Origin of the sequence: Kitasatospora purpeofusca (assembly GCF_000718025.1) — a bacterium.
GTDB classification, from domain to species: domain Bacteria; phylum Actinomycetota; class Actinomycetes; order Streptomycetales; family Streptomycetaceae; genus Kitasatospora; species Kitasatospora purpeofusca.
In genome coordinates this window covers 62568-79484 of record NZ_JODS01000024.1, presented here as the reverse complement: position 1 = coordinate 79484, position 16917 = coordinate 62568, and the positions used below count along the sequence as shown (strand labels likewise).

18 protein-coding genes are annotated in these 16917 nt (G+C 75.0%); 12 read left to right on the top strand and 6 right to left on the bottom strand.

Features of this window, described 5'->3' with window-relative positions; translation table 11 throughout:
- Positions 1-103 precede the first annotated feature (103 nt).
- The 4 genes from IF01_RS0128945 (at position 104) to IF01_RS0128930 (ending at position 3977) form a co-directional block, all read left to right on the top strand.
- A complete protein-coding gene (locus IF01_RS0128945) occupies positions 104-943 on the top strand; it encodes a sugar phosphate isomerase/epimerase family protein (protein ID WP_208624370.1) in 840 nt (279 codons plus the stop codon).
- The gene (locus IF01_RS0128940; protein WP_030396523.1) at positions 940-2028 is read left to right on the top strand and encodes a glycerate kinase; all 1089 of its coding nucleotides are present in this window, start codon (positions 940-942) and stop codon (positions 2026-2028) included. The genes IF01_RS0128945 and IF01_RS0128940 overlap by 4 nt, the downstream gene beginning before the upstream one ends.
- Positions 2029-2303: 275 nt before the next feature.
- A complete protein-coding gene (locus IF01_RS0128935; protein WP_030396522.1) occupies positions 2304-2654 on the top strand; it encodes a hypothetical protein in 351 nt (116 codons plus the stop codon).
- A 441-nt stretch (positions 2655-3095) separates the two neighbouring features.
- The gene (locus tag IF01_RS0128930; protein WP_051756439.1) at positions 3096-3977 is read left to right on the top strand and encodes a lysozyme; all 882 of its coding nucleotides are present in this window, start codon (positions 3096-3098) and stop codon (positions 3975-3977) included.
- Between the two features lie 59 nt (positions 3978-4036).
- Here IF01_RS0128930 and IF01_RS44390 read toward each other — a convergent pair whose 3' ends face one another.
- A complete protein-coding gene (locus IF01_RS44390) occupies positions 4037-4636 on the bottom strand; it encodes a TetR family transcriptional regulator (RefSeq protein WP_051742490.1) in 600 nt (199 codons plus the stop codon).
- Between the two features lie 318 nt (positions 4637-4954).
- On the opposite strand from IF01_RS44390, the gene IF01_RS46005 reads away from it, so the two are divergent.
- On the top strand, positions 4955-5719 hold the full coding sequence (locus IF01_RS46005; protein WP_244215661.1) for a ScbR family autoregulator-binding transcription factor: 765 nt from the start codon (positions 4955-4957) through the stop codon (positions 5717-5719).
- On the opposite strand, the gene IF01_RS0128915 is transcribed toward IF01_RS46005, so the two are convergent.
- The gene (locus IF01_RS0128915) at positions 5690-6898 is read right to left on the bottom strand and encodes an MFS transporter (protein WP_037781495.1); all 1209 of its coding nucleotides are present in this window, start codon (positions 6896-6898) and stop codon (positions 5690-5692) included. The genes IF01_RS46005 and IF01_RS0128915 overlap by 30 nt on opposite strands.
- Before the next feature lie 155 nt (positions 6899-7053).
- On the opposite strand from IF01_RS0128915, the gene IF01_RS0128910 reads away from it, so the two are divergent.
- Positions 7054-7431: an ArsR/SmtB family transcription factor gene (locus IF01_RS0128910; protein WP_051756437.1), complete on the top strand. Its 378-nt coding sequence runs from the start codon at positions 7054-7056 to the stop codon at positions 7429-7431.
- A 151-nt stretch (positions 7432-7582) separates the two neighbouring features.
- Complete coding sequence (locus tag IF01_RS0128905) at positions 7583-8452, top strand: class I SAM-dependent methyltransferase (protein ID WP_051756434.1); 870 nt, start codon at positions 7583-7585, stop codon at positions 8450-8452.
- Between the two features lie 30 nt (positions 8453-8482).
- On the opposite strand, the gene IF01_RS0128900 is transcribed toward IF01_RS0128905, so the two are convergent.
- Entirely contained in the window at positions 8483-9112 is a 630-nt protein-coding gene (locus tag IF01_RS0128900; protein WP_030396515.1) for a TetR/AcrR family transcriptional regulator, read from the bottom strand.
- Between the two features lie 251 nt (positions 9113-9363).
- Here IF01_RS0128900 and IF01_RS0128895 point away from each other — a divergent pair, with 251 nt between their 5' ends.
- From IF01_RS0128895 to IF01_RS0128880, 4 genes are all read left to right on the top strand, one after another.
- A complete protein-coding gene (locus IF01_RS0128895) occupies positions 9364-10122 on the top strand; it encodes an SDR family oxidoreductase (RefSeq protein ID WP_037781493.1) in 759 nt (252 codons plus the stop codon).
- A gap of 113 nt (positions 10123-10235) precedes the next feature.
- Positions 10236-10979 carry an SDR family oxidoreductase gene (locus IF01_RS0128890; protein ID WP_051742526.1) on the top strand — a complete coding sequence of 248 codons (744 nt, stop codon included), beginning with the start codon at positions 10236-10238 and terminating at the stop codon, positions 10977-10979.
- A complete protein-coding gene (locus IF01_RS0128885; RefSeq protein WP_030396512.1) occupies positions 10976-11986 on the top strand; it encodes an NADPH:quinone oxidoreductase family protein in 1011 nt (336 codons plus the stop codon). Before IF01_RS0128890 ends, IF01_RS0128885 begins: the two co-directional genes overlap by 4 nt.
- Positions 11987-12176: 190 nt before the next feature.
- Positions 12177-12638, top strand: coding sequence for a hypothetical protein (locus IF01_RS0128880; RefSeq protein WP_030396511.1), 462 nt, complete (start codon positions 12177-12179; stop codon positions 12636-12638).
- Between the two features lie 119 nt (positions 12639-12757).
- On the opposite strand, the gene IF01_RS0128875 is transcribed toward IF01_RS0128880, so the two are convergent.
- A complete protein-coding gene (locus IF01_RS0128875; protein ID WP_030396510.1) occupies positions 12758-13624 on the bottom strand; it encodes an NAD(P)H-binding protein in 867 nt (288 codons plus the stop codon).
- 87 nt (positions 13625-13711) lie between these two features.
- On the opposite strand from IF01_RS0128875, the gene IF01_RS0128870 reads away from it, so the two are divergent.
- Positions 13712-14137, top strand: a complete 426-nt coding sequence (locus IF01_RS0128870; protein ID WP_030396509.1) for a winged helix-turn-helix transcriptional regulator — start codon at positions 13712-13714, stop codon at positions 14135-14137.
- A 38-nt stretch (positions 14138-14175) separates the two neighbouring features.
- On the opposite strand, the gene IF01_RS0128865 is transcribed toward IF01_RS0128870, so the two are convergent.
- Both IF01_RS0128865 and IF01_RS0128860 read right to left on the bottom strand, forming a co-directional pair.
- Positions 14176-15489 carry an alpha/beta hydrolase family protein gene (locus tag IF01_RS0128865; protein ID WP_208624369.1) on the bottom strand — a complete coding sequence of 438 codons (1314 nt, stop codon included), beginning with the start codon at positions 15487-15489 and terminating at the stop codon, positions 14176-14178.
- 214 nt (positions 15490-15703) lie between these two features.
- Positions 15704-16915 carry an acyl-CoA dehydrogenase family protein gene (locus IF01_RS0128860; protein WP_030396507.1) on the bottom strand — a complete coding sequence of 404 codons (1212 nt, stop codon included), beginning with the start codon at positions 16913-16915 and terminating at the stop codon, positions 15704-15706.
- Positions 16916-16917 lie beyond the last annotated feature (2 nt).

Below are 16917 nucleotides of genomic sequence, written 5' to 3'. Positions count from 1 at the left end.
GCCCAGGGCCCCGCGTCCCTCGGTGGCCGTCCGCTCGGTGGCCGTCCCTCCCCCCGGGGCGGCCACCGGTCTCCCCTCACCTCCCCGAAAGGAGCCCGGCACCGTGACCGGACTCTCCCGTCTGTCGCTCAACCAGATCACCACCAAGCGCTGGAGCCTGCCCGAAGCCGTCCAGGGCTGCGTGGACGCCGGGATCCCCGCCATCGGCCTGTGGCGGGACAAGGTCGCCGAGACCGGCCTCGCCCGCTCCGCCAAGCTCTGCCGGGACGCCGGGCTGGCCGTCAGCAGCCTCTGCCGGGGCGGCTTCCTCACCGCCGCCGGGCCGGAGGAGCGGCGGGCCGCGCTCGCCGACAACCTCCGCGCCATCGAGGAGGCCGCCGAACTCGGCACCGACACCCTGGTGATGGTCGTCGGCGGCCTGCCCGACGGGAGCCGCGACCTGCCCGGCGCCCGCCGCGCCGTCGCCGACATGATCGCCGAACTCGCCCCGCACGCCGAGGACTTCCGCGTCCGACTGGCCCTGGAGCCGCTGCACCCGATGTTCTGCGCCGACCGCGCCGTCGTCTCCACCCTCGGCCAGGCCCTCGACCTCGCCGCCCCCCACCCCGCCGCCCAGGTCGGCGTGGTCGTCGACAGCTACCACGTCTGGTGGGACCCGCAGCTCCCCGAACAGATCGCCCGCGCCGGCCGGGAGGGCCGCATCGCCTCCTACCAGGTCTGCGACTGGACCCTGCCGCTCCCGGCCGACGCCCTGCTCGGACGCGGCCACGTCGGCGACGGCCACATCGACTTCCGCACCCTCACCGACCACGTCACCGCCGCCGGCTGGACCGGCTGGATCGAGGTCGAGATCTTCAACCAGCTGATCTGGGACACCCCCGGCGAGCAGACCCTGCGCACCCTCGCCGAACGCCACCTCACCCACGTGGCCCCGGCAGCATGAGGATCGTCCTCGCCCCCGACTCCTTCAAGGGCACCGCCACCGCAGCCGAGGCCGCCCGGGCCCTCGCCGACGGCTGGCACTCCGTCCGCCCCCACGACGAGCTCGTCCTGCTGCCGATGGCCGACGGCGGCGAGGGCACCCTCGACGCCGTGGCCACCGCCCACCCCGGCGCGACCGTCCACGAAGTCCCCGGCTGCACCGGCCCCGACGGCCGTCCCGTCCCTGGCCGCCACCTGCTGCTCCCCGACGGCACCGCCCTGGTCGAACTCGCCGACGCCAGCGGACTCCCCCTGCTCGAAGGCCGCCTCGCACCGCTCGCGGCCACCAGCCGCGGCACCGGCGAGGCGATCGCCGCCGCCCTGGACGCGGGCGCCACCGCGCTGACCGTCGCCCTCGGCGGCTCCGCCTCCACCGACGGCGGCGCCGGGCTGCTCTCCGCCCTCGGCCTGCGCGTCCTCGGCCACTCGGGAGCCCTGCTCCCCGACGGCGGCGGCGCCCTCGCCACCGCCGGGCAGATCGACACCCGCCGGCTGCGCCCCGCCCCGCCCGGCGGCGTCCGACTGCTCACCGACGTCACCAACCCGCTGTACGGCCCCGACGGCGCGGCCGCCGTCTACGGCCCGCAGAAGGGCGCCGGCCCCTCCGAGATCGCCCTGCTGGAACACGGCCTGCGCCGCTACGCCGAGTTGCTCGGAGGCGACCCCGAAGAGCCCGGCGCCGGAGCGGCCGGCGGCACCGCCTACGGCCTCGCCACCGCCTGGAACGCCCGGATCACCCCGGGCGCGGCCGCCGTCGCCGACCTCCTCGGCCTGGACACCGCCCTCGCCGGGGCCGACCTCGTGATCACCGGCGAGGGCCGCTTCGACGCCACCAGCCTGCTCGGCAAGGCCGTCGGCGAGGTCATCGACCGGGCACACCGCGCCGCCGTACCGCTCCGCGTCGTCGCGGGCGACTCCACCGACGAACGGGCGCTCACCCTGCTGTCCCTGTCCGGCGACAGCGACGACGCCCAACGGCGGGCCACCCACTGGCTCAAGCTCGCCGGAACACGGCTGGCCCGCTCGGCCGGAGCGCCGGCGCACTGACGCGCTGACGCGCTGACCCGCTGACCCGCTGACGCATCCGACCGAGGAGGCGCCGGTGAGGACGTCGACGTCAGCCTGCCGAGGGCGGCTCAGCCGTGCGGGTGTCGGTGGCGGCCGGTTCCGCTGCAGGTCGTAACTTTCCGGACCGTCGTTCTTTGATCCGGACAGCAGTGATTGCAACCGGTTCAGGGCGTGTGCACCACCTTCAGCCGGCGCGCGTTCGACCGCCACCGGGTCGACCAGTGCTTCGAATTCATCTTGAGAGGAATGCGGAAATGTTCAAGAACACCTTTGCCGCCGCCGCCGGCCTGGCCGCCGCTGCCATTGCGATGTCCGCCGGGTCGGCCTTCGCCATCGCCGACTCGGACGGTGCTGCCGTCTCGTCCCAGGGCAACGGCGGTACCAACCAGACCGGCACCCACGGCGACCACAGCGCCAACTTCCACACCCTCGACAACCCGAACATCTGCCTCCCGGAGGTCCACAACATCGCGGTCGGCGCCGTCATCGGCGTGGCTGTCCCGATCGAGGTCCCGGTCCTCAACAAGACCCCGAAGCAGATCTGCAACGTCGGCCACAACACCCAGTCCTCCGGTGACGGCGGTGTCTCGCACCTGATCGGCTGATCCAGCAGCGCCCCTGGGCCCCGGTGACACGTCCCGGGGGCCGGGCACCGCGCGGGACCGACGCCCGGCCGGGGCTTCCCGGCCGGGCGTTCGGCATGTCCGGTGAGCCGCAGGGGACTTGCGGGTCGCACGAAGAGTGGGCGACCAATGGCCGACCGTCGCGCGAAGCCCGGGCGGCGCGGGAGTGCGTCGGCCCGAGTTCCCGCGCGGCCCACCGTCCGGCTCCGGGGCCGACTCCCCTGGTGGGCGCCGGTCCTGCGGGTACGAGGCGTCCGGGTGGTCGGAACCATTCCCCTGTGACCCCCGGTCAGAATGTGGCCACCGATACCTGGCGGGCTGGCACGTACATGGCTAGCCTGCTGCGGCCGGACTCCGTCACCGGCCGTCCCGGCAGTCCGCGCCCCACCCCACGGGACGTCAGCACCGGACCAGAGGAGTGTCATGCCCAGCACTTCCCGCTCCGCCAGCTCTGCCAGCCCCTCCGGCACCACCGACCTCCGCAAGCCCCGGCAGCGCCGGCTCGGCGCGTTCGCCGCCGTCGCCACCGCCGTCGCCCTGGCCGTCGGCATCGCCGCCCCCGCGCACGCGGCCGGCGGCCAACTGCCCCCGATCCACCCCGACCTCGACTTCGCCGGCTCCACCGTGGCCGCCCACGAGGGCCGCGACGGCACCGCCCCGGTCGCCGCCCTCGCCGTCACCCAGACGCCCGGGCTCGACGTCGCCAGCTACCAGGGCAACGTCAACTGGTCCTCGGTACGCGCCAACGGCGCCCGCTTCGCCTACGTCAAGGCCACCGAGGGCACCACCTACACCAACCCGTACTTCGCCCAGCAGTACAACGGCTCCTACAACGCCGGCCTGATCCGCGGCGCCTACCACTTCGCCCTGCCGGACCGCTCCTCCGGCACCGCCCAGGCCAACTGGTTCGTCGACCACGGCGGCGGCTGGTCCCGCGACGGCAAGACCCTCCCGCCGGCCCTCGACATCGAGTACAACCCGTACGGTGCCACCTGCTACGGCCTCAGCCAGAGCGCCATGGTGAGCTGGATCCGCGCCTTCAGCAACACCGTCCACACCCGCACCGGCCGCTACCCCACCATCTACACCACCACCAACTGGTGGACCAGCTGCACCGGCAACAACGCCTCCTTCGGCGCCACCAACCCCCTCTGGGTCGCCCGTTACGCCTCCGCCGTCGGCACCCTCCCGGCCGGCTGGAGCTACCAGACCATCTGGCAGCACGCCGACTCCGGCACCTTCCCCGGCGACCAGAACCTCTTCAACGGCGCCTTCGACCGCGTCCAGGCCCTCGCCAACGGCTGAGCCCCGCCCCGCCGTTGCCCGCCCGGCCACCCGGACCCGTCCGGGTGGCCGGGCGGAGGTCAGGGGGCGGCGGTGAGGGAGTCGAGGAGGATGCGCCAGGCGGCCGTGTAGGCGGTCGGGTCCTCGGGGGTCCCGTCCGGTGGGCCGAAGGCGACGTGCGGGGCGCCGTGGAGGACGGCGAGCAGGAGTTGGGCCACCAGTTCGGGCGGGCGGGGTGCCATGCTGCCCTCGCCCTGGGCGCGGCGGATCAGGGTGACCAGGCCGCGTTGCACGTCCGAGAAGATGTCGGGCGCCGGACCGGCCGGGTCCGGGACGTCCGGGACGTCGGTGGCCAGGCGGAGCGCCGCGCGCAGGCGGACGTCCTCCTTCAGCCGCTGCGCGAGGTCCAGGACGAGTGCCTCCAGGACGTCGGCGGCCCCGGCGCCGGGGACGTCGCGGGTCAGCCGCATCTCCTCCCAGACCTGCCGGGACTGCGAGATCAGGGCGCCCGCCAGCGCGCGCTTGGAGTCGAAATGCCCGTACAGCGCGCCCTTGGTCATGCCGGTGCGCTGCGCCACCGCGTTGAGGGTGGCCCGGCTGTAGCCCTGGGTGGAGAACTCCTCGGCCGCGGCGTCGAGCACCTTCTCCCGCGTGCGCCGGGCCCGCTGCTGCTTCATCATGCGGTCCTCCTCGGGGTCCGGAGAACATTCCGTGGCGCAGGAATGTTCTCGGGGCGGCACGGTCACCGCCCGGTTCCGTTCAGGTCCGACCGGGAACATTCATCGGTGCTTCCTCCCCCGAGGTCGCGAACTCCCGGGCGGTACCGCTACATTGCGGTGCCCGCACGGGCGTCACAGCTCAGGAACCTACCTTCCGGAAGGATTGGCGTCGAGGCGGGTTCCCGCCGCCCTGTCCAAATCGCCGTGGTCGAGAACGAGTTGACCGACCGCACCGGAACCACCACACCGAACTCCGCCCCCACCGCCGAGGAGCCGACCGTGCCCGAGCCCGATTCCGGGAGCAGATCCGGGAGCAGATCCGGGAGCAGATCCGGGACCAGAGCAGAGAGCCGAGCAGCGACCGGAGCAGAGAGCAGAAGAGCGAGCAGAGCAGAGACCGGGGCCGAACCGCCCGGCCCGTTCCGGGTCCGGCCGATCGCCACCCGGCGCGGTCCCGACCCCAAGCAGGACCGCGCCGCCCGCACCAGGCTGCTGGTCCTCACCGCGGCCGCCGAACTGTTCACGGCCCGGGGCTTCCGCCACACCTCGGTGCAGGAGGTCGCCGACCGGGTGGGGATGACCAAGGGCGCGGTCTACTTCCACTACCCGACCAAGGAGGCGCTGGCCGTCGCCGTGGTCGAACACCACTACGCCCGATGGCCGTTGCTGCTGGCCGGGGTCACGGCCGAGGGGCACGGGCCGCTGGAGACCGCGGAACGCCTGCTGGCGGGCGCGGCGCTCGCCTTCCGGGAGGACGTCGTGGTCCAGGCGGGCACCCGGCTGCAGGTCGAACGCCCGCAGATCGATGCCGAGTTGCCGACACCGTACGTGGACTGGACCGAGCTGCTGGCCGAGCTGCTGGCCCGCGCCGAGGCGCTGGGCGAACTGCGGGCGGGGGTCCGGCCCCGGGCCGCCGCCCGGTCGCTGGTGGCCGCCTTCTTCGGCGCCCAGCACATCTCGGACGTCCTGAGCGAACGGGCGGACATCGTCGAACGCTGGGCGGAGACCTCGGAGTTACTGTTCCGGGCGATCCGCGCGGAGTGACGCGAGCGGACGGCGGGCAGGCGCCGCGGCCGACCGCACGACCCGCGAGGCGTCGACACCGGCCCAGGTGGTGCCCGCCGCGACCAGGGCGAGCACGGCCGCCGCGAGCGGGAACCAGCGCCCGCCGAACAACGCGACGGCCGCGCTGCCGACCGCCCCTCCCGCGGCCGTGCCCAGGTACAGGGCGCTGCTGTTGAGCGAGATCAGCAGCTGGGCGTTGCCCGGGTCGAGCGAGGCGAGCCGGTGCGGCAGCGCCACCGAGACCGCCCAGCCCGCCAGCGGGGTGACCACGGCGTAGGCGAGCGCTCCCGGCATCGAGCGCCCCGCCCAGGGCAGCGCGGCGAACGCGAGCGCCGCCACCGTGCTGCCGACCAGCAGCACCCTGCGGACGCCGGCCCGGTCGACCAGGCGCCCGCCCAGCCAGCTGCCCGCGACCGAGGCGAGGCCGGAGACCAGCAGCACCAGGCTCAGCCGGTCCGCCCGTCCGCCGGTGGCCGGGGCGATCGCGGTGGCCAGGTAGATGTAGACGGTCTGGAACGCGAGGAAGAAGAGCAGCGTGGTGGAGGCGGCGCCGAGCACGCGCCGGTCGCGCAGCGGTGCCAGGCGGTCCCGCAGGCCGGGTGCGACGGCGGGTGCCGGCAGGTCGCGCAGCAGCAGGGCGAGCCCGGCCAGGGCGGCCGCGCCGAGGGCGGTGACCAGCCACATCGTGAGGCGCCAGTCGGTGCGCCCGATCCAGGTGCCGAGCGGGACGCCGAGCGCGGTGGCGACCGTCATGCCGCCGAGCACCGTGGCCAGGGCCCGGCCGCGCCGCTCGGGGGCGACCAGGGTGGTGGCCACCGCGTTGGCGGTCGGGGTGTAGAGCGCGGCGCCCGCGGCGGCCAGGACCCGGGTGGCGAGCAGGATCCCGTAGGAGGGGGCGAGCGCGCTGAGCGCGTTGGCGGCGGCGAACACGGCGAGCGCGGTGAGCAGCAGCCGTCGGCGCGGCCAGCGCGCGGTGAGCGCGGCGAGGGGTGGGGCGAGCAGCGCGTAACCGAGGGCGAAGACGGTCACCAGCTGGCCGGCGGCGGCGACCGTGACGCCGAGGTCCTCGGCGATCGGGCCGAGGATGCCGGCCATGACCATGGTGTCGGTACCGACGGCGAAGGTGCCGAGGGCGAGCAGGAGCAGGCGGACGGGCACGTGGTTCCCCCAGGAGCGGACGTCATCGGGCCTGATTGTTGGACGAACAGGCAACAGTTTGATGCTCGCCAAACAGTACGGATTGGTGGATGATTGTCAAACCGTCCCGTTCGCGTCGCACCCGCGCCGCCCGAGCCCCGAGGAGGCCGCCGGCCATGACCGACGAAGAGCGGCTGCCGCAGCCCGCCGCCACCGAGATCGACCTGGTCACCGTGCTGCACGCGCTCGGCGACCCGGTCCGGATGCGCCTGCTGACCAGCTACGCCGACGGCGCCGAGCACTCCTGCGACCCGCGCCACCTCGGCCTGGAGCACCTGCACAAGTCGACCGTCTCGCACCACATGCGGGTGCTGCGCGCGGCCGGCGTCACCAGCACCCGGGTCGCCGGTCGCAACCGCTACGTCTCGCTGCGCCGAGCGGACCTCGACGCGCGCTTCCCCGGCCTGCTCGACGCCCTGCTCACCGCGACCGGGGCCGCCACCACCACGGCCACCACGGCCGCCACGGCCGCCACCGCCACCGCCACCGGCTGAGCCCCGCACCGTCCCACCGCCCGTCCCGCCACGCCATCCCGCCCCCGTCCCGCCGCCCGTCCGGCCGCACCGGACCGGCGCGCGCACGACCCGCTGGGTAGCGTGGCCGGGACGGCGAGGGCGCGGACCAGCGGAAGGCCGGGCGGGTGCGATGATCGGTGAGGTCGGCGAAGAGGCCGGCGGCGGACTCGACCTGGACGGCCTGCGCCGGGTCTACGGCACGCCCGGTCACCGGCTCTTCTACACCCTCGTCTGCCGACGGGCCCGGCACTGGGGCTGGACCGAGCCCGGCCAGTCCAAGTGGCGCTGCTGGCGGGCGCAGCGGCAGCTGGAGGGGGTGCTCGGGCGCAAGCTCGCCCTGCCGCCCGGCTCCCGGGTGCTGGACGCCGGCTGCGGTTCGGGCGTCGTCGCCCGCCAGTTGGCGGCCCGCTTCGGCCTGCGGGTGACCGGCGTCGACCTGATGGACTTCCACGTCCGCGAGGCCCGCCGGCTGAGCGCCCGGGCCGCGCTGGAGGACCGCACCGCCTTCTCCTGGGGCGACTTCCACGACCTGGACCTGCCCGCCGGCAGCTTCGACGGCGCCTACTCGATGGAGACGCTCTGCCACGCCCACGACCCGGCGCGCGCCCTCGCGGAGTTCCACCGGCTGCTGCGGCCGGGCGGGCGGCTGGTCCTGCTCGGGCCCGCCGCCGTCCCGCGCGCGGAGATGCCCGGCACCCAGCAGGCGCTGCTGGACCCGTACCTGGACGCGATGGTGCTGCCCGGCGCCCGCCGCTACACCACCCGCACCCTCGGCGGGCTGGTCACCGGGGCGGGCTTCCGGCTGGAGGAGGAGCTCGACGCGACGCCCTACTACCTGCCCACCACCGAGGCGCTGTACGGGTACTTCCGGCTGCCCTACGCCGTGCTGCGGCGCCTCGGCGCGACCGAGCACTGGCTGGGACTGCGCTCCACGGTGGAGATGTACGAACTGCGCCACCACGTCGCGTGGATGGTGCACACCGCCGTCAAGGACGGCTGACCGGCGCCGAGTTGGACGCGGACCCGGCCGTCAGCGCCCGGCGCCCAGCATCCGGAGCACCAGATCGCCGTAGCGGCGGCCGAGTTCCTCGGGCGTCTCGCTGCTGCGGTCGGTGTACCAGCGGGACACGTCGATCCCGAGCGAGGTGACCGCGCGGGCGGCGGTGCGCACCTCGGCGACCTCGAACAGCCCGTCCGCGCGCCCCGCCTCGATCAGCGCGGTGACCTCGCGCTCGATGTCCAGCCGCAGTGCCGCGACCGCCGCGTAGTCGTCCTCCGGGAGCGCGTGCAGCTCGTAGTTGACCACCCGGCCGACCGTCCGCGCCCGGGCGTGCCAGGCGGTGAAGTCCTCGACCAGGCGCCGCATCCGGGCCACCGGGTCGCCCTCGCCGGCCGCCGCCGCCCGCACCAGGGCGAGCGCCGCGGCGTGACCGGCCCGGCTGATCTCGGCCAGCAGGGCCGCCTTGGAGGGGTAGTGGATGTAGAGCGCGGCCGGGCTCATCCCGGCGCCGGTGGCGATGTCCCGGGTGGTGGTGGCGTGGAAGCCGCGCTCGGCGAAGGACTCGACGGCGGCCCGGAGCAGCCGGTACGCCGCCTCCGGGCGGGTGTCGGCGCCGCCGGGCAGGGTGGGCCACAGCTCGGCGATGGGCGTGCTGGTCATGGCGCCATCCTCGCAGATCGGTCGTCCGGGCGGTCGTACGGGCATTCGCCCGGGGCCGGGCCGGCGGAGGGCGGGAGACGCACCCCGACACCCGCCCGGACGCGACCCCAGGGGCTGTTGACAGGGTGTCGCACCGACAGCATGCTGAGCAAGCGCTTAGTCAGCAGCCGCTCCACCGGCCGCCGAGCCGTCGAGCCGTCGAGACCCGGTCGGCAGGTCGGCCGGCCGCCGTCCACGCCGAGAGGATCCCCGTGGTGCACTCCTTCAAGGGCCGGGTGGCCGTCGTCACCGGATCGAGCCGGGGCATCGGCCTCGGCATCGCACGCGAGCTGGTCGCCCGCGGGGCCAGGGTCTGCCTGACCGCTCGCAACCCGGAGCCGCTCGCCGAGGCGGTCCAGGACCTCGGCGGACCCGAGGTCGCCATCGCCGTCGCCGGCCGCGCCGACGACCACGCGCACCAGGAGGAGGCCGTCGCCCGCACCCTGGAGGCCTTCGGGCGGCTCGACCACCTGGTCAACAACACCGGCATCAACCCGGTGTACGGCCCGGTGCTCACCGTCGACGAGGCCGCCGCCGCCAAGATCCTCGCCGTCAACGTGCTCGCCCCGCTCGCCTGGACCCGCCGGGCGCACGCCGCCTGGATGGGCGAGCACGGCGGCTCGGTGGTCAACGTCGCCTCGGTGGCCGGGCTCCGCTCCTCGCTCGGCATCGGCATGTACGGGGTGTCCAAGGCCGCGCTGATCCGGCTCACCACCGAACTGGCCGCCGAGCTGGGCCCCCAGGGCATCCGGGTCAACGCGGTCGCCCCCGCCGTCGTCAGGACCAGGTTCGCCGAGGCCCTGTACGAGGGCCGCGAGGAGCAGGTCGCCGCCGCCTACCCGCTCGGCCGGCTCGGGATGCCCGAGGACGTCGCGGGCGCGGTCGCCTTCCTGCTCTCCCCCGACGCGGCCTGGATCACCGGCCAGACCGTGGTGGTGGACGGTGGCGTGACCCTCGGCGGCGGGCTGTGAGCACCCCGACCGGCGGCCCCGCAGAAACCTCCTCCGACACCCCCGCCGAGGACGCCCCGACCGCCCCGCCGTTCGCCGGCCAGGGCGTCGTCGTCACCGGCGCCGGCCGGGGCATCGGCGCCGCCGTGGCCCGCGCCTTCGCGGCCGCCGGCGCCCAGGTGGTGGTGAACGACCTGGACGGCGCCGCCGCCCGCGCGGTCGCCGCCGACTGCGGCGGCTCCGCCGTCCCCGGCGACGCCGCCTCCGCCGAGGGGCTGGCCGCCCTGGTCCACTCCGCCAGGGGAGCGCTCGCCCGGCACAGCGCCGAACTCGACATCTGGTGCGCCAACGCGGGCGTCGCCCCGGTCGGCGGCGCGGACGCCGCGCCCGAGGCCTGGAGCGCCGCCTGGGAGGTCAACGTCCTCGCCCACGTCCGCGCCGCCGAACTGCTGCTCCCCCACTGGCTGGAGCGCGGCAGCGGCCGGTTCGTCGCCACCGTCTCGGCGGCCGGGCTGCTCACCATGCTCGGCTCGGCCCCCTACGCGGTCACCAAGCACGGCGCGCTCGCCTTCGCCGAGTGGCTCGCCGCCACCTACCGGCACCGCGGGCTGCGGGTGCACGCGCTCTGCCCGCAGGGCGTGCGCACCGCGATGCTGGCGAGCACCGGCGCGGTCGGCGAGGCGCTGCTCGCACCCACCGCGCTGGAGCCGGCCGAGGTCGCGACGGCCCTGCTGGACGCCCTGGCGGCGGACCGCTTCCTGGTCCTGCCGCACGCCGAGGTCGCCGACTACTACACCGCCCGCGCCGGGGAACCGGACCGCTGGCTGGCCGGGATGAACCGCCTCCAGCGGCAGCTGGAGCAGGAGGGGGCGCTGTGAGGGCGTGGCAGGTGCCGGAGCCGGGCGAGCCGCGCACGGTGCTGCGGCTGGTCGGGGACGCGCCGCGGCCGGTGCCCGGCCCGGGACAGCTGCTGGTCCGGGTCCGGGCGGCGGCCGTCAACTTCCCGGACGCGCTGCTGGTCCGGGGCCAGTACCAGGTGCGGCCGCCGCTGCCGTTCACCCCCGGGGTGGAGCTGTGCGGCGAGGTGGTCGACCACGGGCCCGCCCCGGCGGAGCCGAAGGACCTCCCGGACGGGCGGTGGCGGCCCGGTGACCGGGTGATCGGCACCCCCGTCCTCCCGCACGGCGCGTTCGCCGACTACGCGCTGCTGGATGCGGCCGCGACCTTCCGCGCCCCCGACTGCCTGGACGACGCGGAGGCGGCCGCCCTGCACATCGGCCACCAGACCGCCTGGTTCGCCCTGCACCGCCGTGCCGCGCTGCGCCCCGGCGAGACCCTGCTGGTGCACGCGGCGGCCGGCGGGGTCGGCAGCGCCGCCGTCCAGCTCGGCCGGGCGGCCGGCGCCCGGGTGATCGCCGTGGTCGGCGGCGCCGCCAAGGCGGCCGCCGCCCGCGCACTGGGCGCCGATCTGGTGGTCGACCGCACCGCCGAGGACTTCGTCACCGCCGTCCGGACCGCCACCGGCGGCCGGGGCGCCGACGTGGTCTTCGACCCGGTCGGCGGCGCGGCCTTCACCGGCTCCACCCGCTGCGTCGCCTTCGAGGGCCGGATCGTGGTGGTCGGCTTCGCCGGCGGCGAGATCCCCGCGCCCGCGCTCAACCACGCGCTGGTGAAGAACTACACGATCCTCGGTCTGCACTGGGGCCTCTACCAGACCCGCGACCCGGAGGCCGTGCGCGCCGTCCACCGGGAGCTGTGCGCACTCGCCGCCAAGGGCGCGGTGCGGCCGCTGGTGACCGGCCGACTCCCGTTCGAGGCAGTGCCCGACGCCGTCCAGCGGGTCGCCGACGGGACCACCACCGGGCGACTGGTGGTGCTGCCCTGAACGGGCGGGGCCGCGGCTGACGGTCCCGAGCCGTCACCATGCCGCGTCGGGGCCTGCGGCGATCGGAACGACCCCATGTGATGACCCGATTCGTATGATCGGGCGCCATCGACGAGCAGCACTCCTGGGCGCAGCGTAATGATTCGTGTGCGGAGGGCAATCGGATCCTCCGCCACCCCAAGGAGTTTCGATGAACCGTTTCACCAAGGCCTCGGTCACCGCCCTGGTCTGTGCCGCTGCCTGTACGGCCACCCTGGTCTCCACCGCGACCCCGTCCGTGGCTGCGACCGTCGACACCTGCGGCGGCGCCGTCAGCGACTACACGGGCCTCGAGAAGGCCGACACCGCCTTCACCGGTACCGCCACGGACGGCGCTACGAGCCGGCCGTTCAGCATCACGCCCCAGGCCCACAAGAGCGCACTGGTGAAGACGGAACTCGTCACCGGCACCAATGACACCTACGCGATCGCCAACTTCACACTGGGCGTGAACAGCCTCGGCCGCGGGATCATCTACTTCGCGATGTTCGGCGGCACCGGCAACAGCACCGACATCGCCTGCGCGACCGGGACCCGCGTCACCAGGATCACCGGCCAGCTCCGGGTCTCCGACGCGGACAGGCCGCTGGAGTTCGACATCAGCCGCGCCTGACCGCCGCAGGGGGGAGCCTAGACACGTGCTGTGCCGGCGTCCCGCCGCCCGCCCGGGCAGCGGGACGCCGACGGGACCACCACCGGGCATCCGGTGTGCTGCCCCGACGGCCGGCGTCGTCACCACGCGGCGTCGGTGCCGGCTGCGATCACCTCCAGGGCCGGGCGCGGGGCCCGGCCGAGCAGGGCGGCGAGGTCGCCGGGCTTGCCGGGGCCGGCCAGGAAACCGTGGGCGATCGAGGAGAGGGTGCCCGCGACCATCGGCACCTGGAAGGACTCAGCGCCCGAGGCCGCGATCGCCGCCCGCGCCTGGGCGAGGGTGCCGGGGCGGTACTCGACCGGCCTGCCGGTGCTCCGGGTGAGCGCCGCGGCGACGTCGGCGGCGCCCACCGCCTCCTCGCCGACCAGCTCGTAGACCCGGCCCGCGTGCTCGGCCGGTGCCGACGCGACCTTCGCCGCGATCTCGGCGAGGTCCTCCCGGGCGACCGCCGCCAGCCGTCCGTCGGCGAGCGGGGCGGTGATCACGCCGTCCGCGTCGGGCCGGGCCAGGAAGGCCAGCAGCTCCGCGTAGAGGCCGTTGCGCAGGATCGTCCAGCGCAGGGTGGTCGACTCGCGCAGCCGCCGCTCGGTCCAGCGGTGGGCGAGCGCGTAGGCGAGGTGGTCGCCGTCGCCGGAGAGGCTGGTGTAGACGACGTGCTCCACCCCGGCGCGCTCCGCCGCCTCGATCGCCGCCCGGTGGCGGGCGATCACCACGTCGTCCTCGCCGTAGCCGGCCGAGACGAGCAGCAGGGTCCGCACTCCGGTGAAGGCCTCGGCCAGCGTCTCCGGGCGGTCGAAGTCCACCTTCCGCACCGGCACTCCGGCCACCGGGGCGCGCTCCGGGGTCCGGCTGCCCGCGACCACGCCCTCCGCCCCGCCGGGCCGTGCGGCGAGGCGCTCCAGCACCAGCGAGCCGAGTCCGCCGTTGACACCCGTGACGAGAAGCATCGTTCCTCCTGAGAATCCGTCCGCCCTGCTCGGCGGCCCGGGCTCCATCCTCGATAACCTGGGCGTTCGACGTAAGGAGGCACTTCGATGTCAGTGGGGCACACCGAGGTAACCACCCCGGCCGCCGGAGCGCGTCCGGTGCTCTGGTGCGAGGACGGCGAGGACTGCGGCATCCGCGATCTGCTGAACCGCCTCGGCGACCGCTGGACCGTCCTGGTGGTGGTCGAACTCGCCAAGGGGGTACGGCGGTTCCGTGAGCTCCAGCGCGGCGTGCCGGGGATCTCGCAGCGCATGCTGACCCTGACCGTCCGCCGGCTGGAGCGCGACGGCCTGGTCTCGCGCACCGTCCACCCGACGATCCCGCCCCAGGTGGACTACGAGCTGACGCCGCTCGGACACAGCCTGACCCATCTGGTGCGCGCGATGGCGGACTGGTCCTACGACCACCACGACGCGATCGTCGACTCGCGGCAGAGCTGGGACGACGCCAATCCGGGGTCGGAGATCCGCTGACCCCGGCGTCCGCACTGCATCGAACACCCGACGCTGCGTCAGCGCTCGAACCGCATCTCCGGGAAGAGCGCCGAGGGCCCGTCCAGCAGCCGGTCGTCGTGACCGCGCAGCCAGCGGTCGAGGAACGAGCCGACGTAGGCCCGGGTGGCGAGCACCGCCCGCTCCGGCCGGACGTCGCCGATGTCGGCGCGGACGACGTCCTCCGGCACGGCCCCCTGGCGGGCGAGCTGCGGCAGCAGCGACTGCGCGTCGGTGTACGAGCCGTGCCGGGAGCCGAGCAGGGTGACATCGGCCTTCCAGCCCCGGGTGTGCTGCCAGAACGCGGCCCAGCCGGGCTGGCCCGGGTAGCCGCCGGAGTCCTCGCTCTCGGTGCCCATCAGCAGGAACGGGCGGTCCAGGCCGTCCTCGGCGACGCTGCTCAGGTGCACCCCGGTGCCGTCCGGGCCGGGGAAGTGCAGTTGGCCGTCCAGGTTGACGCCCGCCTTGATCCGGGGATCGTCGTGCATGGTCTGGGCGGCCGTGAAGCCGCCGGCGGAGTGGCCGACCATGCCGATCCGGTCGAGGTCCAGCGAGCCCGCGAGCGCGGGCGGCAACCGGCGGTCGGTACGCAGCGCGGTCAGCTCGTCCAGTACGAAGCGGGTGTCGGCGACCCTGGTCGCCATCACCTTGCGGAGCAACGCGCCGATGTCCAGGCCGGGTTGGCCGGCCAGCGCGGGGAGGACGGAGGTGGTCAGCCGGCCGTCCGGGAAGGCCACCTCGGAGGCGTCGGAGGGGTGGTCGACGGTGACCACGACGTACCCGCGCGAGACGAGGTCCTCGACCAGTGCGGTGCCCCAGGTGCGGGGGTCGCCGAGCCCGGCCGAGTAGAGCACCACCGGGCGCGGCCGGGCGGCGGGCAGCGCCGGGGCGTCCTGTCCGGCGTGGGTGCGGACCCCGGACCAGTCGGTGCGGCCCGGGTCCGTCCGGTAGTTGAAGACGCCGGCGCCGTCCGGGCCGCCGAAGTGCCCGGCGGCGCGCGGCTCCATGTAGCGGGCCCGCCCGTCGGCCTGGACGGGCCGGGTGGCCGGGTACCAGATGCTGATCATCAGCTCGCGGTCCCGCCCCGGCTGCCAGGGGTCCTGGCGGCCGTGGTCGACCAGGCGCAGCGCGGTGGTGCCGATCGCGTACGGGCCGGTGGGCTGCGGCAGTCCGGCCCTGGCCAGGCGTTCGGCGACGGCCGGGGCGGCCCCGGCGGGGACGGCCGCCGCTCCGACGCCGCCCAGGACGGCCGTGGCCGCCAGCGCGACGGCGACGCCCGTCCGCAGACCCCGTCCGTGGACCCGTGCGACCCGCCCCTGCACCCGCTCGCGCATGCTCCCCAACTCCCCGTACCGTGCGGCCCGCCGTCCGTCGGCCGGCCCGTACGGCGACAGTACGGGCCGGGTCGGTGCGTGGACGTCATACCGCGGAGCCAACCCGCCGGGTCATACCCGGGTACTACCTGGTGGTGACCCGGGCGGGCGTACCGGAGGGACGGTGGCGGGGCATCAGCGGCAGCGGCGGGGCATCAGCGGCAGCGGCGGGGCGTCAGCGGTAGCGGCGCAGCTCGCGCCGGGCGAGCGAGCGCTTGTGCACCTCGTCCGGGCCGTCGGCGATCCTGATCGTGCGGTTGAACGCCCAGAGGGCCGCGAGCGGGGTGTCCTGGCTGACGCCGGCCGCACCGTGGGCCTGGACGGCCTTGTCCAGGATCCATTCGACGGTGCGCGGCGTGGCGATCTTGATGGCCTGGATCTCGGTGTGCGCGCCGCGGTTGCCGACGGTGTCCATCAGCCAGGCGGTCTTCAGCACCAGCAGCCTCAACTGCTCGATCCGCACCCGGGATTCGGCGATCCAGTCCTGGACGACGCCCTGGTCGGCGAGCGGTCCGCCGAAGGCGGTGCGGTCCAGGACGCGCCGGCAGGTCAGTTCGAGCGCCCGCTCGGCGATGCCGATGGCGCGCATGCAGTGGTGGATCCGGCCGGGGCCGAGGCGGGCCTGGGCGATGGCGAAGCCGGCGCCCTCCTCGCCGAGCAGGTTCCCGGCCGGGACCCGGACACCCTCGAAGGTGACCTCGGCGTGGCCGCCGTGGTCGGCGTCGTCGTAGCCGAAGACGGTCATCCCGCGCCGCACGGTGACACCGGGGGTGTCGCGCGGCACCAGGACCATGCTCTGCTGCCGGTGCGGCTCGGCGGCGGGGTCGGTCTTGCCCATCACGATCAGGAGGCGGCAGTCCGGGTTCATCGCGCCGCTGATGTACCACTTGCGGCCGTCGACCACGTACTCGTCGCCGTCGCGCACGATCCGGGTGGCGATGTTGGCGGCGTCGGAGGAGGCGACCTCGGGTTCGGTCATCGCGAAGGCGGACCGGATCCGGGCGTCCAGCAGCGGTTCCAGCCAGCGTTCACGCTGCTCGGCGGTGCCGAACCCGGCCAGCAGCTCCATGTTCCCGGTGTCGGGGGCGGCGCAGTTGAGGGCCGGCGGGGCGAGGTGCGGGCTGCGGCCGGTGATCTCGGCGAGCGGCGCGTACTGGAGGTTGGTGAGTCCGGCGCCGTGCTCGCCGGGCAGGAAGAGGTTCCACAGGCCCTGCTTGCGCGCCTCCACCCGCAGGTCGGCGACCACCGGCGGGATCTCCCAGCGCGGCCGGGCCGGGTCGGCGAGCTGGGCGGCCAGCACCGGTTCGGCCGGGTACACGTGCCGGTCCATGAACTCCTCCAGCCGTTCGCGGAGTTCGAGGGTGCGGCGGTCGTAGGAGAAGTCCATCG